Annotated in this window: 26 protein-coding genes; 8 read left to right on the plus strand and 18 right to left on the minus strand. The window is 31.6% G+C overall.

Annotated elements, in window-relative coordinates; genetic code table 11:
- Positions 1 to 95 precede the first annotated feature (95 nt).
- The 12 genes from KTF99_RS04395 to KTF99_RS04450 form a co-directional block, all read right to left on the minus strand.
- Positions 96 to 1787 carry a family 20 glycosylhydrolase gene (locus tag KTF99_RS04395; RefSeq protein ID WP_008793085.1) on the minus strand — a complete coding sequence of 564 codons (1692 nt, stop codon included), beginning with the start codon at positions 1785 to 1787 and terminating at the stop codon, positions 96 to 98.
- A gap of 254 nt (positions 1788 to 2041) precedes the next feature.
- Complete coding sequence (locus tag KTF99_RS04400; RefSeq protein ID WP_003536960.1) at positions 2042 to 2311, minus strand: RNA-binding S4 domain-containing protein; 270 nt, start codon at positions 2309 to 2311, stop codon at positions 2042 to 2044.
- Between the two features lies 1 nt (position 2312).
- Positions 2313 to 3953 carry a putative manganese-dependent inorganic diphosphatase gene (locus KTF99_RS04405; RefSeq protein WP_003536959.1) on the minus strand — a complete coding sequence of 547 codons (1641 nt, stop codon included), beginning with the start codon at positions 3951 to 3953 and terminating at the stop codon, positions 2313 to 2315.
- Positions 3954 to 3962: 9 nt separating this feature from the next.
- The gene (locus tag KTF99_RS04410; protein ID WP_003536958.1) at positions 3963 to 4628 is read right to left on the minus strand and encodes a helix-turn-helix transcriptional regulator; all 666 of its coding nucleotides are present in this window, start codon (positions 4626 to 4628) and stop codon (positions 3963 to 3965) included.
- A 165-nt stretch (positions 4629 to 4793) separates the two neighbouring features.
- A complete protein-coding gene (locus KTF99_RS04415) occupies positions 4794 to 5948 on the minus strand; it encodes a helix-turn-helix domain-containing protein (protein WP_003536957.1) in 1155 nt (384 codons plus the stop codon).
- A gap of 110 nt (positions 5949 to 6058) precedes the next feature.
- A complete protein-coding gene (locus KTF99_RS04420) occupies positions 6059 to 6934 on the minus strand; it encodes a helix-turn-helix transcriptional regulator (protein WP_003536956.1) in 876 nt (291 codons plus the stop codon).
- Between the two features lie 105 nt (positions 6935 to 7039).
- Complete coding sequence (locus KTF99_RS04425) at positions 7040 to 7582, minus strand: GNAT family N-acetyltransferase (protein ID WP_003536955.1); 543 nt, start codon at positions 7580 to 7582, stop codon at positions 7040 to 7042.
- 4 nt (positions 7583 to 7586) lie between these two features.
- Positions 7587 to 8171: an NAD(P)H-dependent oxidoreductase gene (locus tag KTF99_RS04430; RefSeq protein WP_009300681.1), complete on the minus strand. Its 585-nt coding sequence runs from the start codon at positions 8169 to 8171 to the stop codon at positions 7587 to 7589.
- Between the two features lie 18 nt (positions 8172 to 8189).
- Complete coding sequence (locus KTF99_RS04435) at positions 8190 to 9521, minus strand: exonuclease domain-containing protein (RefSeq protein WP_003536953.1); 1332 nt, start codon at positions 9519 to 9521, stop codon at positions 8190 to 8192.
- Between the two features lie 81 nt (positions 9522 to 9602).
- Complete coding sequence (gene gltA / locus KTF99_RS04440; protein WP_003536952.1) at positions 9603 to 10991, minus strand: NADPH-dependent glutamate synthase; 1389 nt, start codon at positions 10989 to 10991, stop codon at positions 9603 to 9605.
- On the minus strand, positions 10991 to 11839 hold the full coding sequence (locus KTF99_RS04445; protein WP_003536950.1) for a sulfide/dihydroorotate dehydrogenase-like FAD/NAD-binding protein: 849 nt from the start codon (positions 11837 to 11839) through the stop codon (positions 10991 to 10993). The genes gltA and KTF99_RS04445 overlap by 1 nt, the downstream gene beginning before the upstream one ends.
- A gap of 227 nt (positions 11840 to 12066) precedes the next feature.
- Positions 12067 to 12642, minus strand: a complete 576-nt coding sequence (locus KTF99_RS04450) for an accessory gene regulator B family protein (protein ID WP_003536947.1) — start codon at positions 12640 to 12642, stop codon at positions 12067 to 12069.
- 173 nt (positions 12643 to 12815) lie between these two features.
- Here KTF99_RS04450 and KTF99_RS04455 point away from each other — a divergent pair, with 173 nt between their 5' ends.
- From KTF99_RS04455 to KTF99_RS04490, 8 genes are all read left to right on the plus strand, one after another.
- Positions 12816 to 13520: a LytR/AlgR family response regulator transcription factor gene (locus KTF99_RS04455; RefSeq protein WP_217215466.1), complete on the plus strand. Its 705-nt coding sequence runs from the start codon at positions 12816 to 12818 to the stop codon at positions 13518 to 13520.
- Between the two features lie 92 nt (positions 13521 to 13612).
- On the plus strand, positions 13613 to 14404 hold the full coding sequence (locus KTF99_RS04460; RefSeq protein ID WP_029481241.1) for an HAD family hydrolase: 792 nt from the start codon (positions 13613 to 13615) through the stop codon (positions 14402 to 14404).
- A 93-nt stretch (positions 14405 to 14497) separates the two neighbouring features.
- Positions 14498 to 15634, plus strand: coding sequence for a tRNA guanosine(34) transglycosylase Tgt (gene tgt / locus KTF99_RS04465; protein WP_008793092.1), 1137 nt, complete (start codon positions 14498 to 14500; stop codon positions 15632 to 15634).
- A 1-nt stretch (position 15635) separates the two neighbouring features.
- Positions 15636 to 16661 (plus strand): tRNA preQ1(34) S-adenosylmethionine ribosyltransferase-isomerase QueA, encoded by a 1026-nt coding sequence (gene queA, locus KTF99_RS04470; protein ID WP_008793093.1) that lies wholly within the window; start codon positions 15636 to 15638, stop codon positions 16659 to 16661.
- A gap of 65 nt (positions 16662 to 16726) precedes the next feature.
- Complete coding sequence (locus KTF99_RS04475; RefSeq protein WP_029481243.1) at positions 16727 to 17095, plus strand: DUF6483 family protein; 369 nt, start codon at positions 16727 to 16729, stop codon at positions 17093 to 17095.
- A 15-nt stretch (positions 17096 to 17110) separates the two neighbouring features.
- Positions 17111 to 17455, plus strand: a complete 345-nt coding sequence (locus KTF99_RS04480) for a DsrE family protein (protein ID WP_029481245.1) — start codon at positions 17111 to 17113, stop codon at positions 17453 to 17455.
- 44 nt (positions 17456 to 17499) lie between these two features.
- Positions 17500 to 18150, plus strand: coding sequence for an epoxyqueuosine reductase QueH (locus tag KTF99_RS04485; protein WP_008793095.1), 651 nt, complete (start codon positions 17500 to 17502; stop codon positions 18148 to 18150).
- The gene (locus KTF99_RS04490) at positions 18131 to 18754 is read left to right on the plus strand and encodes a hypothetical protein (RefSeq protein WP_003536931.1); all 624 of its coding nucleotides are present in this window, start codon (positions 18131 to 18133) and stop codon (positions 18752 to 18754) included. The genes KTF99_RS04485 and KTF99_RS04490 overlap by 20 nt, the downstream gene beginning before the upstream one ends.
- 13 nt (positions 18755 to 18767) lie before the next feature.
- Here the strand turns inward: KTF99_RS04490 and KTF99_RS04495 are convergent, their stop codons facing one another.
- The 6 genes from KTF99_RS04495 to dnaK all read right to left on the minus strand — a co-directional run bounded on the left by KTF99_RS04495 (position 18768) and on the right by dnaK (position 25889).
- A complete protein-coding gene (locus KTF99_RS04495) occupies positions 18768 to 20135 on the minus strand; it encodes an FAD-dependent oxidoreductase (protein WP_009009695.1) in 1368 nt (455 codons plus the stop codon).
- Between the two features lie 137 nt (positions 20136 to 20272).
- Positions 20273 to 21127 carry a carboxylating nicotinate-nucleotide diphosphorylase gene (gene nadC, locus KTF99_RS04500; protein WP_003536928.1) on the minus strand — a complete coding sequence of 285 codons (855 nt, stop codon included), beginning with the start codon at positions 21125 to 21127 and terminating at the stop codon, positions 20273 to 20275.
- Positions 21105 to 22406, minus strand: a complete 1302-nt coding sequence (locus KTF99_RS04505; protein WP_003536927.1) for an L-aspartate oxidase — start codon at positions 22404 to 22406, stop codon at positions 21105 to 21107. Before KTF99_RS04505 ends, nadC begins: the two co-directional genes overlap by 23 nt.
- Before the next feature lie 13 nt (positions 22407 to 22419).
- The gene (gene nadA, locus KTF99_RS04510; protein ID WP_217215468.1) at positions 22420 to 23331 is read right to left on the minus strand and encodes a quinolinate synthase NadA; all 912 of its coding nucleotides are present in this window, start codon (positions 23329 to 23331) and stop codon (positions 22420 to 22422) included.
- A 211-nt stretch (positions 23332 to 23542) separates the two neighbouring features.
- Entirely contained in the window at positions 23543 to 24091 is a 549-nt protein-coding gene (locus KTF99_RS04515) for a beta-class carbonic anhydrase (RefSeq protein ID WP_003536925.1), read from the minus strand.
- A 37-nt stretch (positions 24092 to 24128) separates the two neighbouring features.
- The gene (gene dnaK / locus KTF99_RS04520) at positions 24129 to 25889 is read right to left on the minus strand and encodes a molecular chaperone DnaK (RefSeq protein ID WP_003536924.1); all 1761 of its coding nucleotides are present in this window, start codon (positions 25887 to 25889) and stop codon (positions 24129 to 24131) included.
- Positions 25890 to 25892: the final 3 nt, after the last annotated feature.

Raw genomic sequence — 25892 nt, forward strand, 5'->3', positions numbered from 1 at the left:
TAATATTTAACTGCAATATAAAAGAAGCCTAACTTTAATAAAATTAGACTTCTTATTATGAATCAATGACTATAACTATTTATTTTTATCGTCTATTAATATGTTTTACGTTTTTTTAAAACTAATGTGCTAGCTAAAATACTCATTGCCGCAAAACTTAACCAAACCATTGTATTTGTTGTATCACCTGTTTTTGGTGAATCTACTTTTTCTGAATTTGGTTTATCTGGTGTTACTGCCTCTTTCTTTTCTAATGCCGCAAGAGCCTCATTAATAGCAGCTGCCATCGCATCAACATCTTTTTGTTTCGTGATATCTAAGCCCCGTTTAACAGCTTTAACAGCAGCATCAACTTTTGAAAAATCTGTATACTCATCTTTATTTAAAGCCTCAGCTTTTGCAATTGCTTCGTCAACTTTTGAATAATCTGCATCTTTTAATGTTAGATCGATAATTGCCTGTTCAATAGCGGCTGCATACCCATCAACAATACTTTGTTCTGTAACTCGGATGCTACGATCAATATTATCAATTGCTGTATTAAGCTTTTCTACTGACTCAGTTGTATAAATGCTTAGATCTTCAGGAATCTTAGCAATTGCTTCATCAACTTTTGTAAAATCTGCAGGACGAATCAAATAATCTGTATGTTTTTGTGAATAAAGATCCATTAACTTTATAATTCTATCCATATCATGCTCTTTGCTAGGAGTATCGCACCATACACATTGCATACTTCCAATAATTGGTAATTCATTTGAAGCACCTGTTACATCAGTAAATTTTTTATTGTTAATATTGTTTACAGTACTATTGTAGTTATATCCTCCGGTATCAATATTTCCTAATACCCAATACCATGCATCATTAGTATTTAAGATCTTATGACCTTTATTTACAAGATATTCAGCTTTAGCGACATTGAATCCCCACCAGCCAGCAGTCCAGTATGAAATGATAATATCTTGATCAAATGTTCCAGAACTATCTTTTTTATTATAGTAGATACCATCATTAAAACACATTGGCTTCATTCCTGCATCTTTAATGATTTTTGCTAAATCGTTAGCATAAACAACAAATTCATCATATAAACCAATTTTTTGTAATTCTCCCCATCCTGGATTACTGAACACATCATTGGCATATTCATCAGCACCAAAATTGAAAATTTCAGATACATTTGCATTTGCAAAATAGGTAACATATTTTTTTACTAACTCTTTAGTGAATGCAATAGCTTCATCACTTTCGATATTAACTGTACGTTCTGATTCTTTTCCATTATAACTATAACGTACATTTTTCATCCCTAATTCTTCCATTGCAACTAAAATAGAATCCATATGACCAGGACTATTAATAACTGGAATAATGTGTAATCCTCTTTCTTTAGCATAAGCAACAATCCGATTCATTTCAGTCTCATTTAAAGCATTACCGTTTGGATCTTTATAATAATGATCATTTCCTGCTGTAATTGCTTTTTTCACCGCTTCACTTGCATATGTCTTACCATCAACAGTAATTGACATATCATCTAGGAAAAAACGTAATGCATCATTCCCTAACAAAATTTGAACATCTGTGTAACCATTTAAATAAGCTTTATCAATAATTTGTAAAAGTTGTTCTTCTGAAAAGTATTTTCTCCCGGCATCAATAGAAAACACCCGCTTCATTCCTTCTTCAGCTGCATAAATCTTTGCCATACCAACATTTGCAATCGTCCCAAAAAGCATTGTCAGCACCAGCATAGCTGAAAATAATTTTTTTAATCCTTTCATCTTATCCTCCTTTTCCGTATAGAACAGCGATAATATAATTAATCCTATTAAATAAAATATAAAAGACCAAATTGAAATTTATACGAAAACAACTGCATATAGCTACACGTTATTCGTATTTCTCCAATTTGGTCTTGCCTAATCTAATAGTAACAATCCTATCGCCATATATTATGATAACTTTTCTAATGAGTAAAAGTCAACCAATATAATAAAAATATATCATTTTATAAAAAAGAAACCAATAATGGTTTCTAATTTAAATCTCGCTCAATTCGTTCTTCATTAATTATTTCATATAACATCGTACTATCTTCTTTTAAGACATGTTCGCGAAGTTCTTTAACCTTAACAGTCAGACGACTACGTCCAAATTCAATTTCGATTTCATCACCAACTTTAAGTTTTGTGCTTGGTTTAGCGACTTTACCATTAACTTTTACCCGTGAACTTTCACTAATTTCCTTTGATAAAGTACGACGCTTAATAATTCTCGATACTTTCAAAAATTTATCTAATCTCATCTTATTTACTCATTACTGCTGTGATTGCTGGAACAACTTGTTTTTTTCGAGAAATTACCCCTTTTAATGTCGCTTGATGATCATTTAATTTAATATTAAATGCTTCTTCAACCAAATATGGTTTAGGCCCAGCAACAAAGATTTCACTATTAGCATTAATAATATCTGTTAATAATAATAAAGTAAAATCTAAACGGTTGTCTTCTGCAAATTTGTCCATATAGTCAAGCATATCTGCTTTATATGGCATAAATCCTTCAATATCCATTGAATTAACTTGTCCAACACCAACAGTTCCTTGTTCAAATGGGAATTTTTTGAAATCTTGATTAAAGATTTCTTCAACTGTTTTACCAACTAATGAAGTTCCTGCTTTAAACATCTCCATAGCAAATTCTTCAATATCAACCCCAGCGATCTTAGCTAATTTACGAGCAGCCTTAGTGTCTACAGGTGTACATGTTGGTGATTTGAATAATAATGTATCTGAAATAATTGCTCCTAATAAAGCCCCAGCAATAGATTGAGGAATTTCTACATCATTTTCATCAAAAATCTTTGTTACGATCGTTGCCGTTGATCCTAATGGTTCACCCCTAAATAATAATGGTCCGATCGTTTGAATATCGGCAACACGATGATGGTCAACAATTTCTAAAATATCAGCTTCTTCAATTCCAGGAATTGATTGACCACGCTCATTATGATCAACTAAAATAACTTTCTTTCTTAATCCTTTTAATAAAGCAAAACGAGAAATACTTCCAACGCAACGATTATTTAGATCAAGAACTGGATAACTACGATATCTTGTTTCACTCATGACCTCTTTTACATGATCTAATGTATCATCTGTTGAGAATAATTTTAAATCTCCCTTTTGCATGATATATTCTACCGGAATTGCCTGAATAATTTGTTGTGAAGTTAAATATGTATTAAAAGAAGTTGAAATAACACTGATTCCCTTTTCTTTTAATTTATTTAGTACTTCAGCTTCAACACCCAAAGACCCAGTTAAAATAATCAATGAAACCTCAGCATCAATCATTGAATTAACAGCATCATCACGATCACCACCAATAATTACAATATCTCCTGGTCTAACACGTTTACTAGCTTCTTCACCACGCATTGCTGCAATATGAAGATCACCTTCGATTGTTTTTAAATTATGGTTTAAATAAATTACTGATGCCTCTAATGTATCAATTACATTTTCAATTGGTGTATGCGCATCTTTTAATAAACTACTATCCCATTTTTCCATATACCCTTCAACAATATTAGAAGTTGATAATAATCCTAGTAATTGCCCATGATCATCTAAGATTGGTGCTGATTTTAAGTTCTGTTGTTTCATTAAAGACCATGCAGTCTTTAATGTTAATTCTTTTGAAAATACAGTTACTTTATCATAGTTTAAATCTTCTACTTTTTGCTTAACAGTTTTTAATAAAGTTGGTATTTCTAAATTAAATCTTTTTAAAACATACTCAGTCTCCCGACTTACCTCACCCAATCTTACTGGTACGGCATTATAACGGTCAATTGCTTTTAATAAATAAGCATATCCAATTGCCGAACAGATTGAATCGGTATCAGGGTTTTTATGACCACTTACATATACTAATTCTTTCATTTTACTCTCCTATTTTTCCATCTTTTTTAAATAACGATATACTGTAGGTTCAGAAACTGCCAATTTTTCAGCTACTAAAACAATAGCTCCTTTTACTTTAAAAGTACCTTTTTCTTGTAAGTATTTAACAACCTTGATCTTTTCATCAACATTCAAACGTTCTGCTAAGAAATAACTTGGGAAACCCATTTTCTCTAAACATTCTTTAATATAAAGATCAATCATTTCATCTAACGGTGAAGATAAAATTTCAACTGGATTATCCATCTTAAACTCAATATCTTTTTCATCTTTAATACCTAAGATTTTTTTAATCGTCGATGTTAAATATTCTAAATCAGAAATATTTACATTGATACAAAGCATACCTACTGGCATTTCCTTACCAGGCTCTTTAATAAAATAAGTTGCTGAACGCATTAATTTTCCATCTGGTCCAGTTGTCTTGTAATTCATTACATAATCATTATCTAAATACTGTTTTTCTTCTAAATAATGTAATGATAAATTTGATAATTTAGCCCCAACTTCTCTTCCTGAGTTATGGTTATTAGCAATTGCAACGATTTCTTGCTCTTTTGAAGTTAAATCATGTAACGCAATTTCAACGTTATCGCCTAAAGCCTTCCCTAAAAATTCTATCATTGCTGCATATGGTTCCAAATATTTATACATAGTTATCACTCCTTCATGGCAATTATACACGAATTCTAAACAAAATAACAGTATTTTTTATCATGATAATAATTGTTTTAGAAATTTCTAACTTTATTATCACTATAATATCTAAATGTTATTTAGTTTTATCATGATAAAAAGCACTAATATAATACTAGTGCTTTATTCTTCATACAGACTAACTGAATCATCTATAATTGCTACAATAAAATTCTTTTCAATTTGAGAAGTGATCCCCGTTTTATCGACCAAATTAATTACTATTTTTAGTTTATCACCATTCTTAAAGTCATTAGCAGGAATTGAAAAAAGAATATTTCTTTGCTTATCTGTTGTAACTTTAACAGTATGCTTCTGATCATTTAAATAATAAAATCCATCGAATTTTACTAATTTATTATCTTTTTTATATTTTGACAATATACCACTCTCATTCAAATTTACAGTATCATCTGGGTTTAACGTAATGTTTAACGAATCCTGCTGATAGATTATTTCATAAACTTCACCATAATTAAGTTTCAATTCAGGCAATATATAATCTGCAACATTTTTTAATAACTGTGCTTGTTTACTATCTGTTCCAATTGTCACGGCAGCATTTAAAATATTATCAATAGGTAAATCTTCACTTGTCTTAAAATGTCCATCACTTAATGTTAATAGATATGACCGATCATCATAATGCTCATAATCTAAAACAACTACCACACTACTAGTATCCTCATAATTCTTAACAACTAGATCAATTTTGACTTTCATTGTCTGTGTTTTAAAATCAATATCCTCAATTTGAAGCTCAAAAGAGCTTAGTAAAGAACCTTGGGCTTGTAATTGTTCTTGAAGCTGATCAAAAAGAGAATTTTCTAATGATGATAATTGGTTATTGATTATATTGATCTGATTACTTAAACCTGCATTATTATTTCCAATCGTGCTTTTAATTCCTTTAATATCATTTAAAACACTCCACATAACAAGAGCAAGAATTATAAATATTCCCGTCCCAATTACCAAACCCATTTTTAAATATTTCTTGTTTCTTATAATCTCATTATTTTGAGTTAACACCACTTGATTTAAAATACTTTCCAACTTAGCATACTCATCATTTGAATCTTCTTCTAAACCAAGTAATTCATTAAGCGTGATTTCTAGAGCTTTTGCTACATCCATAATCTTATCAATATTGGGGACATTTATATCAGATTCCCATTTTGATAGGGCTTGTCTGGAAATATTTAATCTTGATGCCAGCTGCTCTTGTGATAATCCTTTTTGTTTTCGATACGACTGAATCCGTTTTCCTAAGCTCATAATTATCCCCTCCTACCCTTTAATCTTAACATGACCCTCTTAATATAACTACATACAATAATTTACATTTTGCTATTTATCCGCGCAAAACAAAAAAGATTAGCATTTTTCTAATCTTCTTCATGTGCTTCAAAAAGGAGCCAAACAATGCCACAAATAATTCCCCCGATAGGATAAACAATCCATGAAATATGCCAGGCGTTTGTAGTAAATGAGCAGCCAAGATAAATTGCTGTAACAATCATCATAATGATACCACAATATATTGAGACTTTTTTATTCCTTTTTTCTTGCTTAATAACTTTTAAATCAACTTGGTCATACTTACTTTTTAGTGTTCCAAAATATACAAAAATTCCAACTGCAATAGTAACAAACACCATAAATAAACCATTAGCTAGATTTTCATTATATAAATTCTCTATTAAAATCTGTAAAACAACTGCAAATAAAATCACTCCTACCCCAGTTGCGATACTCAATGAATATGTTTGATTAAATTCACTTCTTTGACTATCCGTATAATAATCTGTTATTTCAGAATGACTATTTTTAAAATGACTATCTTTCATTCCAAAATAAACAAATGTAATTACCCCAATTAAAACAAAAAACAAGAAAATAATTTCGCCAATAAACTCAGATTTTGTATTTTCCGAAAAATAAATTTCAGCAAATAGATATGCGCATACCCCCAGCAAGATTGAAACAACTCCAAATGTATAGGCCTTTGCTATTAGACTATAATGTTTATCATATGCTTGTTTGGCTGTTGGATTATGTTGAGTCAAATCATTTTTCAATAAATCATCAATAGTACATTCAAACAGGTCACTTAAAATAATTAACGATTCCATCTCTGGATAACCATTATCACTTTCCCATTTCGAAACAGCTTGCCTAGAAACATTTAAACGCTCTGCCAATTGTTCTTGTGAATACCCCTTTTGTTTTCTTAAAGCTCTTAAGTTATCACTTAAACTCATCTTTATCACCTCACCCAAATCATAATTATGCAGTTACTTTTTTACTACCAACTTGCCATTGCACTTTAATTATTTTTGTCAACTTTGCGTTGCAATAACGTGATATCAACGTCTTTGCCACATTTCTTGAGTTATCGCGTAATGCACCACATCATGATAAAGGCCTTTTATTTTTAGCTCTTGAATTCCTATTCCTTCTTGCTTCATTCCACATTTTGCCATCACTTTCCCAGAGGCCGGATTTAATCTATAATGAATTGCTTCAACCCGGTTTACTCTTATGTCTTCAAAACAGTGTTTTAAAATTCGTGATAATACCTCACTCATATATCCTTGATTCCAGTAATCGGGATCCAATAAGTACCCAAAACTAGCTTTATCATTAGCTTCATCTAAACGAATATCAATCGCTCCAATACATAAATCATTTTCTTTCAAAGCAATTGCATAAATTCCTGCACGACTTAAATAATATTCTTCAATGCTTATTCTAGCTTCCTCACGAGTAGTCACCCCAATCCATTCAAGATATTTTAGAGTTCGCGGATCTCTTCCATATTTATAAACTGCTTCTTTATCACTTAATTTAAACTTTCTTAATCGTAATCTTGTGGTTTCTAAATTTTCTTTGACCCGTTCTTTATACATTCTTCTAAAATTCCTTTCCTAATAAGTAGGCACGTTTTAAGTTTTTCGAATAATTTACTTCACGTACCGGATAATCTCGGGACATACGGTCAAACACGATCATTTCCTTCGTTTTGGCACGTTCACCAATTCGATCTCCTAACATCACAACTTTCATTGCTGCAACCTGCTGCTGACGAATTTCTTCACTTAGGTCGCCACCCATCGTGACAAGCATCAGTACTTTATCTAACTGTTTCATTTTAGTCTCAGTCCCATAGGCAAAACCATAAGTCCAAACGCGTTGAAACCACCCGACCAGTTTTCCCGGTGCCTCGGTCCAAAAAACAGGATAAATAAACACAACCGCATCATTTGCATTAATTAGTCTTTGATGTGCTTGAACATCCTCAGGCACTTTTAAGGCTTGATCATAAAAGGCTTCTCTTAAGTATTCTTCTTCACTAAATGTTTCATCAAAATTAATTTGATACAAATCAATAAGCTGACAAGTATGCCCTCCGTCTTCCAATCCTCTAATAAACTCATCTTTCATCCTAGCTGTAAAACTTTTATTGCTGGGATGACAATAAATCACCAATACTTTCATCATCTACCTCACATCAATTTATTTAGAAAGTTTCAAAACTTCCATTAATCTGGCTTCACTAATTAATTCAATCTTATGACCTTCACTTTTCATTGTCAAAGCCTTATTTGTTTTAGCACCATACTTCCCATATTTATATCCAGCTGACCCTTTGCTTCCTAAAACCAGGTAATCAACTTTTTTTGTCACACTTTTACTTATAATTCCTTGTTTTAGAACAATAAGTTTTTCTAATTGACTTCGTTCCCCAAAACAAAAATTACCGGTTAAACAAATAACTTTATTCTTGACATCAAATAAATCACCTTGATCAAGCTCTGGTTTAAAGAAATTTTTGATATAATATAACAACTCATCTGTAACTATTGTACTTATTTGTTTATCAATGATAATCTTCTCTAATTTATTTAAAATTCGATTGAAGGGATAAGTACCTTTAAATTGTTCATTTTCTTTCATCCACTTATTTAACTCCATAATTTCATCATCATTAATAACTTCATCACAACTGATCCCTTCCAAAATAGCCATAAACTCATATAATGAACGTATATTTTTAGCTTTAATACTTTTCATATATTGGAGTTCATTAAGAATATGTAAATATTGATAATGTGTTATATATTCATTTTTCAAAACAGCTTTTAATTCCTTGACAATATTAGCATACTCATAAGGAAGCTGATTCTTAGTTAACCAGTTATTTAAAAAACTAATTTCTTTTTTATTTAAATAGTTATCAAATCCAATTCCGGTTAAAAGACCAATCAGTACCTCTAAATATTTTTTATTATCTTTATTTCCTTTGGTTGGTTCAAAGCATTTAACATACTGATCTAAAGTTTCCAAATTTGGTTCTTTCAATAAATAATAAAATATTTCCATACATGCTTTACTATCCGCTAAAGCATTATGATGATTATCCAAGGTTACATGATAATAACTACTTAAATCATTTAATTTATAACTATTGGATGGAATCTTTAAAGCGCGACTGATTCGATAAGTACATGTATAAAAAATAGGGAAGATAGGCAGATCATAACGTTGCAGACAAGCACTGATAACACTTAAATCAAAAACAGCATTATGGGCAACCACTAAACTATTTGTAAAATATGGTTCTATTTCAGACCACACTTCTTTGAAATTTGGTTGGTCAGCAACCATTTCTGGGGTTATTCCCGTTAATTCTATATTGAAACGGTCAAAATGTGCCTCGGGATCAACAAGAAAATATTTAGTTGTTACAACACCATCACCATCAACATTGATAACACCAATTGAACTAATACTATTATTTTGATAATTAGGTGTTTCTACATCCACAAATGTTATACTTTGTTCCATATTTTGCTCCTCCTATTTACCATTATAACAAGAAAACCATTTTATTTAAAAAAAATTCCTAGGGATTACCTAGGAATTCAATTATTTATTGGCAAGATATTCATCCATTGCTTTAGCAGCTGTTTTACCAGCTCCCATTGCTAGAATTACTGTAGCTGCTCCAGTAACAACGTCACCACCAGCATATACGCCCTCTTTACTTGTTTTCATAGAATCTTCATCAACGATGATTCCACCCCATTTTTGAGTTTCTAATCCTGGTGTGGTTTGACGAATCAACGGATTAGGACTCTGTCCGATTGAAACAATTACAGTTCCGGTTTCAATCACAAAATTCGATCCTTCTTTAACAACTGGTCTTCTTCTTCCTGATTCATCAGGTTCTCCAAGTTCCATTTCAACACATTCCATTGATTTGACCCATCCATCTTCACCATGAATTTCAACTGGGTTAGTTAATAATTTAAAAATAATGCCTTCTTCTTTAGCATGATGTACTTCTTCAGCACGAGCTGGAATTTCTTTATCACTACGGCGATAAACAATATAAACATTTTTTGCACCTAAACGTTTTGCTGTACGAGCACAGTCCATTGAAACGTTACCAGCCCCAATTACACATACAGTATCAGTAATTTTAACTGGTGTTGGATGATTAGGGAATTCATAACCTTTCATTAAGTTGACCCGTGTTAAAAATTCATTTGCTGCATATACACCATTTAAGTTTTCACCAGGAATATTTTGAAAACGTGGTAAGCCTGCCCCACTACCAATGAAAATACCTTGATATCCTTGTTCCTGAAGTTCATCAATTGTAATTGAACGCCCAACTACAACATTAGTTTCAAATTTAACACCTAAAGCAGCAACACTATCTACTTCTTTTTGGACTAAAGCTTTTGGTAAACGGAATTCAGGGATACCATAAGATAATACTCCACCTGTTTTATGAAGTGCTTCAAAAACAGTTACTTCATAACCTTTTTTGGCAAGTTCTCCAGCACAAGTAATTCCGGCTGGTCCAGAACCAATGATTGCAACTTTAATCCCGTTACTCTTAATATCTAATTCAGGGGCTTTTCCATTAGCCATATGATAATCTGCAACAAATCTTTCAAGTCGCCCAATACCAACTGCTTCACCTTTAATCCCACGGACACATTTACCTTCACATTGATTTTCTTGCGGACAAACACGACCACAAATAGCTGGTAAAGCATTTTCGCTAGTGATGATCTTGTATGCTTCTTCCATATTTCCAGCAGCTACTTCTTGAATAAATTCAGGAATTGGTACGCCAACTGGACACCCTTGTTTACATGGCTGATGTTTACAATTTAAACACCGTGTAGCTTCTTCCATTGCCATTTCTTTAGTGTATCCTAAAGCTACTTCTTCAAAATTCTTATTTCTTACATCTGGTTCTTGTTCTGGCATTACTACCTTTGTTAATGACATGTTTGGCATTATTTGACACCTCCCATTAAATTACACATACGATTAGCATTTTCACTAACAGTATGTTCTTCTTCCTTAAACATTCTTTGTCGCAGCATTAATTCATCAAAATCAACTTGAAGTCCATCAAAATCAGGACCATCAACACAAGCAAATTTAATTTTTCCATCAACACTGACACGACAGCATCCACACATCCCTGTTCCATCGATCATAATTGGATTTAAAGATACTGAAGTTTTTATATTTTTAGGTTTAGTAACATTTACAACTGCTTTCATCATTGGCACTGGTCCAATCGCAATTACTTCATCAAAGCTTTCACCTTTTTCAATTAAATCACTTAATACATTAGTAACAAAACCTTTAGTTCCTAATGAACCATCATCAGTTGCAATGTAAACATTTTTACAGAACTTTTTAAATTCATCAGCTAATAGTACATATTGAGCTTCACGTCCCCCAATGATTACATCAACATCAACACCACGGTTTGCTAATTCACGAAGTTGCGGGAATAATGGTGCACTACCAACCCCACCAGCTACACCGATTACATGTTTAGCCTCATGTAATACTGTTGGAACTCCTAATGGCCCAACAAAATCTGTCAATTCATCACCTTCATTTAATTTAGCTAATTCTTTAGTTGAATAACCAACAATCTGATAAATGATTGTAATTGTTTCTTTTTCACGGTCAAAATCAGCGATTGTTAATGGGATTCTTTCACCATCTTCACCAACGCGTAAAATAATAAATTGGCCTGGTTCGCACTTTTTAGCAACATATGGTGCATGAACTTCCATCAGTTCAACGACATCATTTAGTACTTCTTTTTTGACAATCTTGTACATACTATTTCCCCCTACATTATTTTATACTTTCATATTGTATCTTGCTTGAATAAAAAAAACAATGATAATTCGTAGTTTTTTGTAAGATTGTATACATATTTTGATCATCTCTCTTTTCACTACTAATAAACTATACGATTATCTTTAACTTTAATACCAACAACAAAAAAAGCGTTAGTAATAACTAACCCTTATAAATATTTAAATAAATTAATTTGGAGAGGCAATCAACTGCGACGATTGACTACCTTTCCTCCTAGCATTAGGATAGCAAGTAAAGAAAACGAATATGTTAGAATTGAATAAACTGGAATATTTAAAAATCTTAAAACAATACAGGAAATACCTACAATTATGGATAGCAAGGTACTATAGAGGTGATACTTTCTTTGTTCCAATTCAGTTAATTGTTGATCGTTCGATTGTACTGGTGAAAGACTAATAATAATTATTAATGATATTGCGATGGCTATGCAAACCATAACAATCGATACTTTTAAATATTCCCTTAATACCATATAAAGAGTAAAAATTGCAATATACAGACTCATGCATTCAAAATGTGTTGTGCAATAATAGCCTCCCGTAAATCTTCTTAAAATAAAGAATACCGCCTCATATATTATTACCTCTAGTATACAATTAAAGATGATCCCCACAACCAACAATAATAAGATACTAGCTAATGCAGAAATCCACGTCTCTATCCCATATTTATATATTGCCCGATCTCTTACAATGATATTTTTTGTTTCTAACACTTGCGTTATCTTCTCTGCTAAGAATTCAAACAAAATCTTCACCCCTCGCTATTAAAATTATCATAATTTAAATGCCCTGTCCGCACTTTTACAAATTCGGGCTATATTTTGACAAATTCGGTCAAAATATAATTTTTTAGGCCAATTTAAAGTATCCTCAGCAACTATTTTATTGATTGTGTATAATAAGTAAGAGCATTTAAAAGGAGATAATTATGTATAATATTGCACTAGTTGATGATGATCAAAGAATTTTACAAATTGTTCAATATAAAGTAAAAAGTATTTTTAACAGTGTCGGTATTGACCCTACTATTACTTGTTTTAATAATCCTCAAAAACTTCATATGGATACATATTATGATGTGCTGTTCTTAGATATTGATATGCCATCATTAAATGGGATTGAATTAGCTCAAAACTATCTCCAGAACCATAATGATACTACTATTATTTTCATTACTAATAAATATGATCTTGTTTTTAATGCTTTTAGTGTTCATCCCTTTGATTTCGTTAAAAAAGAAAATCTTGAAACAGGATTGATCCAGCCAATCAAACATTTAATTTCTAAATCAAATCGTGATAATCGTGTTATATCATTACAAGATAAAAATGGTTTAACAACTATTAAATGTAAGAAAATTCTTTATTGTGAAAGTTATGGTCATATTTGTTATATTCACACAACTGATAGAGTTATTAAGACAAATAAATATAAACTATCTAATATCGAAAGCATTATTAACTGTGAAGATTTTTATATGATCAACCAGTCTTACTTAGTTCACTGGAAATATGTTATCAATATTGAGAATAAAAGTACAACTCTTGAAGATGGTACCGTGTTGCCTATTAGTAAACGTAGATTCAAAGATTCTCTTGCTTCATATAAGAAATATACTTTTAGAAATATTTAATTAGCGGCTTAATTAAATATTTTTTCTATTTTAGATAATCAATTGTTGATAAAAGTAAGTTATTGTATAATGCAATTATCATGGAGGTAATTATGGCAACAAATAAAATTATGTTTTTTGATATAGATGGCACAATCTTATCAGAAACAACACACACTATCCCTAAAAGTACAGTTGAAGGACTACAAAAAGCAAAAGAACAAGGACATTTGATTTTTATTAATACAGGCAGACCTTTTTCATCAATTGATGAGTGTATCAAGGAATTATATCCTGATGGTTATGTTTGTGGTTGTGGAACATATATTCGTTATCATGATGAAGTGTTATTTTCAAAAACATTGAGTCAAGAAAGATGTTTTGAAGTTCGAGATTTGATTAGAAAAACTAATGTCGAAGGTGTTCTTGAAGGAAAAAATACCGTTTATTTTGATCAAAATATTCGTCACCCCTTTTTAAAAGGAGTCAAAGAGCGCTATGAAGCTACACCAACTTTTAACTTATCAACTTTTGATGACCCTAACCTGTCATTCGATAAACTAGCTGTCTGGTTTGATGAACATGGAGATATTGAAACTTTTAAGTCTGAGATTACAAAAGATTTTGAATATATTACTAGAGCAGAAGACTTTGGAGAAATTGTTCCTTTAGGATGCTCTAAAGCTACAGGAATTCAATTTTTACTAGATTACTTTGGTCTTGATAAAGATGATGCTTATGTTTTTGGTGATAGTTTTAACGATGAAGCAATGCTTAGATATGTTAAACATGCGATTGTGATGGGAAATGGTGAACCAGAATTATTTAAACTTGCTTATTATGTAACTAAAGATATTGAAGAAGATGGTATTTACCATGCTTTACAACATTTAAATCTTATTTAGCCCTATAATTTTATAGGGTTTTATTATTGCAAACTAAAATTGTAAATAGAGCAAGATTGCGTTATAATAATGCTTGCTTTAAGGAGGATGATTATGGCAGCAATAACTTATGAATTAAAACACGTTTGTAAACAATCGGGTGCTCGCTATGGAATTTTACATACCCCTCACGGTGATGTCGAAACTCCAATGTTTATGCCCGTTGGTACGCTAGCTACCGTAAAAGGAATTTCCCCAGAAATGTTAAAAGAAATGCACTCACAAGTGGTGTTGGCTAATACTTATCACCTATGGTTACGTCCCGGTGAAGATGTTGTCGAAAAAGCTGGGGGACTACATAAATTTATGAATTATAACGGACCAATGCTAACTGATAGTGGTGGTTTCCAAGTTTTTTCTCTAGGTAAAACACGAAAAATCGAAGAAGAAGGCGTAAAATTTAAAAGTATTATTGATGGAAGTTCATTGTTTTTATCACCAGAAAAAGCAATTGAAATTCAAAATAAACTAGGTGCTGATATGATTATGTCATTTGATGAATGTGCCCCATATCCATGTACCTACGAATATATGAAAAATAGCATGGAACGAACTTTACGATGGGCAAAACGTGGAAAAGAAGCACACAAAAACACGGAAAAACAGGCTTTATTTGGAATTGTTCAAGGTGGTGAATTCCCTGATTTGAGAGAACAGTGTGCTAAAGAATTAGTCGCGATGGATTTCCCCGGTTATTCGATCGGAGGGACTAGTGTTGGAGAACCTAAAGATGTAATGTATAAAATGGTTGATGATACTATCAAATGGTTGCCTGAAGATAAACCCCGTTATTTAATGGGAGTTGGCAATCCAATTGATCTAATCGAATGTGCCATTCGTGGAATCGATATGTATGATTGTGTGTTACCTACTCGCGTAGCTCGCCACGGTGCAATAATGACAAGCAGGGGACGTTTAAATATTAATAATGAGAAATTTAAATATGATTTTACACCTCTAGACCCTGAATGCGACTGTTATGCTTGTAAAAACTATACTAGAGCATACATTCGTCATTTACATAAATGTGATGAAATCTTTGGTAAAACATTACTATCGATTCATAATGTTAACTTTTTACTGAAGTTAGCAAGTGATATTCGTGAAGCAATTAAAGAAGATCGCTTACTTGACTTTAAAGAAGAATTTTTAGATAAGTACGGTCATGACGTATATAAGAGGGCTTTTTAAGATGAAAATAAGTGAATTTGATTTTAATCTTCCTGAAGAACTAATTGCCCAAACCCCATTAGATAAACGCGATACTTCACGTTTAATGGTCTTAAATCGTAATCAGCAGACAATTGAACATAAACATTTTTATGATATTATAGATTATTTAAAACCTGGTGATATCCTAGTTAGAAATAATACTAAAGTAATACCCGCTCGTTTATTTGGAATTAAAGAAGAAACTAACGGTCATGTGGAAGTCCTACTATTAAAAGATCAAGGCAACGATATGTGGGAATGTTTAGTTGGAAATGCTCGGATCGTTAAAATTGATACTATAATTACTTTTGGTGATGGCCTTTTAAAAGCTCAATGTGTCGAGATTAAAGAAGAAGGAATTCGAGTATTCAAGATGATCTATGAAGGAATTTTCTATGAAATCCTAGATCAATTGGGAACGATGCCACTTCCACCTTATATTAAAGAAAAACTAGATGATCAAAATCGTTATCAAACTGTTTATGCTAAAATTGAAGGAAGTGCTGCTGCTCCAACCGCAGGACTTCATTTTACTGATGAAATTATTGAAAAAATTAAAGCTAAAGGAATTGAAATCCTTGATGTAACTTTACATGTTGGGTTAGGAACTTTTAGACCGGTAAAAGTTGATGATGTTCTAGAACATCATATGCACAGTGAATATTATATGATTGAACCTGATGTTGCTGACAAATTAAATCAAGCTAAACAAAACGGTCAACGAATTATCGCAGTTGGTACAACTTCAACAAGAACACTTGAAGCTAATATGAAAAAATATGGAAAATTTACATCTGTTCATGAAAATACTGATATCTTTATTTATCCAGGTTATAAATATGAAGCAATCGACTGTTTGATTACCAACTTTCATTTGCCTAAGTCAACTTTATTAATGTTGATCAGTGCTTTTGCAAGTAAAGAATTTATTTTTAAAGCTTATCAGGAAGCAATCGATGAAAAATATCGTTTCTTTAGTTTTGGTGATAGTATGTTTATAATGTAAATCTTAAAGAGATTTACATTTTTTTCTTTTATTATGATAGAATTAAAAGTAGAGGAAGTGAGAACATGTTTTCATATCATAAAGAAGATTTTATTATCCGTCAAATTCAAAGTGCTGCCAGAGCTTTAGCTAAATTATTTTTTAATAGCGAAACTGTAAGTTATACTATTAAAGGTGAGTCTAATTATACTCAAAGCGATTTAATTTATTTAAAAATCAAAGAACTAATGGAGCAACATAAATATTTAGAAGCCCAAACATTATTACTTGAGCATCTCGACTCAGATGATCTACAATATTTAAAATTAATTCTTTATTTCTATGATCAATTAGATCAAATGAATGACGAACAACTAGCTAAATATTATTTAGAGCGCCAAATAATCACTAACAATTTTATAGATGCTACCAGTAAATACAATTGTTTAATTTAATTAAAGGAGTATATGATGAAAATTATCTTTCATGTTGATGAATTAACAAAATGGCAACTTTGTTTAGGCAATGTTACTAATATGAGCAATTATTATCAAGTCCAAAATATCGATTATCAAATCGAAGTTCTTGCAAACAGTGAGGCAGTTATCGCCTATCAGCTCGATTATGATCATGAAATAGCAAAAATTTTTACCGCATTATCAAAAAAACACGTAACTTTTACAGCATGTAACAATGCTTTAGCAGCTAATCACCTCACTGCTGCTGATATTTATCAATTTATTACGATCGTTCCAGCTGGTGTTGTTGAATTAGCACAAAAACAAACTGAAGGTTTTGCATATATTAAACCATAAAATTTATTTATACGTTCAAGAATAAACTATGCTATAATCAATTTATGAAAATAAATTATGACTTAAAATTTAAAGAAGAATTAACAAAAATAAAAAATACGCGACCACGTCTCTTACTACATGTTTGTTGTGGTCCTTGTAGCGGCAATGTAATTAGAGAACTAGCTGATATCTTTGAAATTACGATTTATTATTCAAATTCTAATATTTATCCAAATGCTGAATATCATCGTCGTTATCAAGAATTACTCAGCTTTATTAAACAGTTTAATCAAGATTATCATCAAAATATCACAGTTATTGAACAACCTTATTTACCAAAAGAATATTTAAATAAGCTTAGTAGATACAAAGATGAACCAGAAGGAGGGAAACGTTGTTATCTTTGTTATCAAAAAAGGATGAATGATGCCTTTCAATATAGCTGTGAACACAATTTTGATTATTGGACAACTGTATTGAGTGTTTCACCTCATAAAAATAGTCAATGGATCAATGAAATTGGAGCAAGTTTTGCTCAAAATAAAACAAAATTCTTATTTAGTGATTTTAAGAAAAATAATGGTTATTTAAAATCGGTAAGATTTGCTGACAGCTATCATCTTTATCGTCAAAGTTATTGTGGCTGCGTATATTCTTATCAAGATATGTTAAAACGAAAAAAGGATGTTGAAGATGATGGAACCAATTTATAGATGCGGCTATCAAATTCCCTCTTTAATCAAATTAGTATTTAAGTTAATTTGTTTTATTACTATTCCTTTTTTAATTACCATGATGGTTAAGAATTTAATTGTGACTAACGGAATAGCAGTAGATCACTCATTTAGTTTTATTATTTATCCAATTTCCTTATTAATTACTCTAGGCTTTGTTTATAGTTATCGTAATTCTAGTATCTATTTATTTTATAATAATTTTATGTTATACAAAGAAAAACTAAATCTTCATGACCGGATGAAATTATTTTTTATGAAAGATGATCTTAATGAATTAGAGAATTACTTATCTAAACGTAATTATGCTAATCTTGAAGAACTAAATATTATAGTTAGAAAAGTTTCTTTTATGCGAACTAATGATATCGGAATAGAAATAAAGTTTAAACTAATTTTTAACGATCAAAAAAATTTCATTATTACTGTCACTGAAGATACAAGAGAAGCCTATATACAATTTTTAGAGCCTTTTATTAAATATCATGTTAAAATCAATGATCCTAGTAATCTAATTGACGGTTTAAAACAGCCACTTAGATTAACTGAATATTTTATCCGTAATAAAAGCATGGAAGATTAAACTCCATGCTTTTTCAATATTGTTTTAAATCTTTAGTTGCCGGTCCACTTACAAGTTTTCCATGACAATCAAAGATAGAACCATGACATGGACAATTCCATGTATTATCAATCTCATTATACTGCACCACACATTTTAAATGCGGACAATATGGCGAGAAATAAAATATTCGTTCCTGAGCATCTTTATAAACTGCTAATAATCGTCCTTGATGTCGAATAACTTTACCCTGCTGCTTCTTTAACTTTAATTTTTTACTAGAAACTAAACGATTTTTTATCATCCCATGATAATTATTTTTAACTAGTTTCAGCATATCCGCCCCAGATTTTAAATAATTGCCATAACTAGGCTGATATAGAGAGGCATATTTACTTTCATCATTAATAATTAAGTCATAAATTAATTTACTAGCAACATGACTTAACGTCATCCCCCACTTATTATAAGCATAGGCCACATATTCTTGTCCATTCATTTTACCAATATAAGGTATTTTTCTTAACGGCTTTCCATCTTGGGCATACCAGTAAACTTGATTAAGATCATCAATTCGTTTTATCATTAAAATATGCTGTTCATCTAAATATCGTTTAGAATAATTAGTCGATAAATCTAAAATACTATTACCATTACTCTGTCCTTCTTGAAAAATGACATGTTCTTTTTCTTGAATAATTCTAAAAAAATAACCATGTTGTAAATTAGGAGGATAGCGAGTCATCCAAACTACCTGTCTTGCCTGAACTTTAAACCCATTAACTTCCAAACATACCAATCCATCTTGATGCATGCTGCCTGTTACTAATGAATGTTCATAAATGTCAATATGCTTACATTGCGCTAGTAATCCTTTTAGGTATTTTAATGGATGAAAAATAGCCTGCTGTTTAAGTCCCATAGAAATCTGACAATTCTTCAATCGATTTTCTAAAACCTCAAATCCCCAAGATTTAAATAATCTGATTTGACAGTCAAGTTTCTTTGCATTTGTTGTATCACTTGCTCCTACATAAGCAATATTTTCTTTAAAATCACACTCGATTTGTTCCATTTCAATTATTTTTTTAATATCCTGATAAGCTTCATAATTTGATTCTAAATACTGTTTTGCTTTACTCCGGCCATAGACCTGATAAATATCAGCATAAACAGCACCATGCAAATAAGTAACCTTAGCTGTAGTATGCCCAGTTGTTTTACTACCAAGTGTGTCACTTTCAAATAATGCTACTTTTAAATTACTGTTATTAAGACGATAAGCTAAACTTACACCACTAATCCCACCGCCAACAATAACAACATCATAGTTACAATTTTTGTTTATCTGCGGGTATTTAGGCAGCGTAATCGTATGCTGCCAATATGATTCATTTTCCATTTTATCACCAGATTAAGTATGCCCTTTTAATTAGTCAATAAACTACACTTTTTTTAATTAATCATAAAATAATTTTTATTAACTAAAAAAGCTGATTTAAGATTATTCCTTAAACCAGCCCAATTAACTTTATCTATTTAATATGGTCGTAAATTTTTCATTGAAAAATCTAGAATTGGAGCAGCATAAGTAATCGCACCTGAAGATACGAAATCAACCCCAATCTCTGCAATCTCCATTAAGCGCTCTTTAGTAACATTTCCAGAACATTCACTCTGAGCTTTATCACCAATCATTGCCACTGCTTCCTTCATAGTCGCATTATCCATATTATCCAGCATAATGATATCTGCTTTAGCCTCAAGTGCTTCTTGAAGTTGTTCTAAAGTTTCAACTTCAACTTCAATTTTACGAACAAATGGGGCATAATCACGAGCCATTGCCACTGCTTTAGCAATGCTTCCAGCTGCTCCAATATGATTATCTTTAATTAATACTCCATCTGATAAATTATAACGATGATTAGTTCCACCACCTATTTTAACCGCATATTTTTCGAAAATTCGATTGTTTGGTGTAGTTTTACGTGTATCTAATAATTTTGTCTTAGATCCTTTTAAGATTGCTACTGATTCACTTGTATAAGTAGCGATCCCACTCATTCGTTGTAAATAATTTAAAGCAACACGCTCTCCAGATAATAAAACTCTAATATCACCAATTACTTCACCGATATAATCACCATTTTTGATTACATCACCATCTTTATATTTTGTTGTAAACTTACAATTTTCATCTAATAATTTAAAAGTCCGTTCGAATACCTCTAAACCACAAACGATCCCATCCTGTTTACAAATCAAATCAACATGTCCTAATTTAGCTTCTGGCATTACTGCATTTGTTGTAACATCATCACTCGTGATATCTTCCTTCAACGCACTTAAGATGTAATCATCAATGTTTACCTTAAGATTTACACCATTTATCATAGAATTCACCATCTTTTCTTTTTATTTCATTCATAATTATTTCTTTATTTTCTTTTTTTAACTTTTCTTTATCATAGCCATCTAAATCTACTACTTTTTCGTAAAGGCTAATCTTGTCAATACCATCAGCAATAACTTTGGCTGCTCGTTTAGCAAAAACTAAACTCTCTAATAAAGAATTACTTGCAAGACGATTAGCGCCATGAACCCCATTACAAGCAGTCTCTCCAACTGCAAAAAGATTATTCATTGAAGTTTGTCCGTAAGTATCACTCTTGATTCCTCCCATTAAATAATGTTGAGCCGGAACAACAGGAACTGGATCCGTAAACATATCATAACCCTCAGCAAGACATTGATCATATATGTGAGGAAATCTCCTTTTGATTTGCTTTGGATCCATATGTGTAACAGATAAATAAACATGGGGTACATTATATTTATCCATCTCTTTTTTGATCGCATTACTTACAACATCACGAGGCAATAATTCATCAACAAAACGCTCCATATCAGGATTTAATAAATGGGCCCCCTCACCACGAACCGATTCACTAATCAAAAAACTTCTACCCGGTTTAGTTGTATATAAAGTAGTTGGATGAATTTGTATATAATTAATATTCTCCAGTTCAATATTATTTCTTAAGGCAATTGCAAAACTGTCACCGGTGATATGTCTAAAATTAGATGAGTGGGTAAATAATCCACCAATCCCACCAGTTGCAAGAATAATAACTTTAGCATTAATTTGAATAATTTCACCATTATTTTCCATAACGATTCCTGTTGCAATATTATCATGATTAATAATATCCAGCATTGTAGCATCTTCTACCATTGTGATATTATTCCGCATTTCAACTTGTTTAATTAATTTAGAAGTGATTTCTTTACCAGTAACATCCTGATGATGTAAAATCCGATATTCCGAGTGAGCACCTTCACGTGTATAAGCTAAATTTCCTTCAGTATCGCGATCAAATTCAACACCATAATCCATCAAATCTTTCATAATTTGAGGTGCCTGCTGAATCATGATTTTAACTGATTCAGGATTGTTTTCGTTACGACCGGCTTTTAAAGTATCTTGATAAAACGCATCAAAATCATCAGCACTCTTTAAAGTACAGATTCCTCCTTGAGCTAGATAAGAATCACTATTTTCAACTTTATCTTTAGTAATCATTAAAACTTTTAAATCAGCAGGTAAACATAACCCTGCAAATAACCCTGCAGCTCCTGTTCCAACAATGATTACGTCATAATTATTATTCATTATTTACACCTTCTTATTTTGCTAATTCATGCATTCTTTCCAATGGTTTCTTAGCTTTTTCCATAAACTCTTCATCAAGCTCTACTTGATTAGTATTATTCTTTAGACAATCACGTACTTTTTCAAGCGTGTTTTTCTTCATATTTGGACATACTAATTTATCAGTTGCTGGATAGAATTTCTTTCCAGGATTACGTTTTTCCATTTCATGAATCACGCCTATTTCAGTGACAACAATGAACTCATCATGTTCCTGATCATTTGTTGCATAATCAATAATTCCCGAAGTGCTGCCAGCATAATCTGCCAACTCTACACATTCTGGTTTACATTCAGGATGAATCAATACAGGTACCCCCGGATGTTTTTCTTTAGCTGTTAAAATATCTTCTGGTGTAATCCGATAATGCGTTGGGCAATATCCATTACAGAATAAGAAATTCTTGCTTGGTACTAATTCAGCAATATGTTTTCCTAGATTTTGATCTGGAATAAATAAAATATTTTTATTTGGTAGAGCTTCAACGATTCTCTTAGCATTTGATGATGTTACACAAACATCTGACATTGTTTTAATTTCAGCAGTTGAGTTAATATAGCATACAACACATAGATCTTCATACTCTTTACGAAGACGGGCAATAAAATATTCATCAACCATATGAGCCATTGGACAATCAGCATCCTTATCAGGCATTAAAACTGTCTTATTTGGGCTTAATAATTTAGCACTTTCACCCATAAATTCAACTCCAGCAAAAACAATTACATCTTGTGGACAATCAACAGCAATTTTTGATAAATAGTAAGAATCACCTAAATAATCTGCAATATCCTGGATTGCACCATCAACATAATAATGTGCCAAAATGACAGCATTTTTTTCTTTTTTTAACTTTTGAATTTCTTCAATAATATCATTCATTTAACTATTCCCCATTTACTTAATTTCAAAGTTCTCGTACATTAGATAAAATATCCCACAAATCATACTCATTGTCAAGTGAAATAGTTAACAAGACAAGATATATTAAGTTAAGATATTTCTACTTTTCCATTATACCGTATTTCTTTACATAATTAAAAGATTCTAGTAACAAAACTAGAATCTCATGATGCTCTTTAAACAAAAAAAATCAATTTTTTTCCACTAAACTTAAAGCGCCCGTCCTTGAATCCATCACTAGTCCATGAATCTCAATATTTTTAGGCAACAGAGGATGTCGTCTTAACAAACTAACACTTTCTTTAACAGATATCTCAACATCATCAAAACCGCCCAGCCATTTATTAAAATCAATTCCACAATATCCAAGATCCCTAATAACCGTTTCACTGATTCCACGCTTTTCCATCTTCTTTAACATTGCCTCTATATCGATACTTCCTACTCCACAATCAGTATGTCCGATAATCATGATTTCCTCAACATTCAATTCATAAATAGCAATCAATAAACTTCGTACCGCACTACCGAAAGGGTGAACAATAACTCCACCAGCATTTTTTATGATTTTTGCATCTCCGTTTTTTATTCCTAGAGCCGCTGGTAATAATTCAATCAAACGGGTATCCATACAAGTAACAATCGCTAATTTGCGATCAGGATATTTACTCGTCGTATAAGGCTTATATCCTTTATTAGTCACAAATGCCCGATTGTAAGCTAAAATCTCGTCTATCATATTTTCCTCCTAAAAAATCCTTGGTTATAACCAAGGATTATTGCATTGATAACAATGATGCTGCAACTGTTTCCAAATTAAGTTTTGCTGTTTTGATTTCATCAAACTGAATCTGATCACATGTTTCAAAATCAACTTTTTTAGTTAACTTTTTAAAGCTTGCAAGTTCGTTTTTAATATTTGATTTCATTGCTTTATCAATTTGTTTACCATTTTTAGATAAAGCTGCTTCAACCGTAAGAATCAAATTTTCAACTTCATTTTTAAAAACTAAACGCTCTTTAGTAACAGCATCTTGCTGTTCATACTGTTTAGCTTCATGAATAGCTCTTTCGATATCATCATCAGACATATTCGAAGTATTTTCAATAGTAATACTTTGCATATTTCCACTCGCTAAATCTTTAGCTGATACATTAACGATTCCGTTAGCATCAATATCAAAAGTAACTTCAATTTGGGGTACCCCACGCATTGCCCGTTTAATTTTCTTTAGTTTAAATTTTCCTAAACTTTTATTATCTTTGGCTAATGGACGTTCCCCTTGAAGAACATTAATTTCTACCTGAGTTTGGAAGTTAGCAGAAGTTGTAAAAATTTGGCTATGACTCGTTGGAACTGTAGTATTACGCTCAATCAATGGCGTTGCCACACCACCCATCGTTTCAATTGATAAAGTCAATGGTGTAACATCAAGTAATAGAACATCAAAATTTCCAGTAGCTGCTATATCACCAGACAACTTACCACCCTGAATACTAGCTCCTTGGGCTACACATTCATCTGGATTTAATGATTTACTTGCTTCCTTGCCAGTAATTTCTTTAATCTTATCTTGAACAGCCGGAATTCTTGAAGAACCTCCAACTAAAATAATTTTATTTAATTCTTGTGGTGTTAAACGTGCATCGTTTAAAGCATTTTGCATTGGAATAACAACCCGATCAACTAAGCCTTTTGTCAATTCATTAAATTTAGCTCGACTAATTTCAACCTCTAAATTTTTTGGTCCACTACTAGTATTAGTAATGAAAGGAAGATTCACAATAGTCGTAATCATTGTAGATAATTCTATTTTAGCTTTTTCACCAGCTTCGTTAATTCTTTGCATTGCTACTTGATCATGACTTAAATCAATGCCTTCAATTCTTCTAAATTCATCAACAATATACTTAGCTATAATTTCATTGAAATCATCACCACCTAAATGATTATCTCCAGATGTTGATAAAACTTCAATTACTCCATTTCCAATTTCGATAATAGAAACATCAAATGTTCCACCGCCTAAATCAAATACCATGATTTTTTGTCCATAGCTATTTTCTAAGCCATAAGCTAAGGCTGCTGCTGTTGGCTCATTAATAATCCGTTTAACATTTAAACCAGCAATTCGCCCCGCATCCTTAGTTGCTTGACGTTGGGCATCATTAAAATAAGCAGGAACTGTAATGACTGCCTCTGTTACTGGTTCATGTAAATAAGCCTCAGCATCAATTTTTAGCTTTTGTAAAATCATTGCTGAAATCTCTTGAGGGCTATAGTCTTTACCATTAATATTTTTACGATATGCAGTTCCCATTTCACGTTTAATTGATGCTACTGTATTTAGCGGATTAGTAACAGCTTGACGTTTAGCATTTTCACCAACTAACCGTTTTCCATCATTAGTGAAAGCAACAACACTAGGGGTTGTTTTATTTCCCTCTGCATTCGGGATAATAATCCCTTTACCATCTTCCATGTAAGCCATACAACTATTTGTTGTACCTAAGTCAATTCCAATTACTTTACTCATTAA

The sequence above is a fragment of the Erysipelatoclostridium sp. MSK.7.34 genome (genome assembly GCF_019041935.1).
GTDB classification, from domain to species: domain Bacteria; phylum Bacillota_I; class Bacilli_A; order Erysipelotrichales; family Coprobacillaceae; genus Thomasclavelia; species Thomasclavelia ramosa.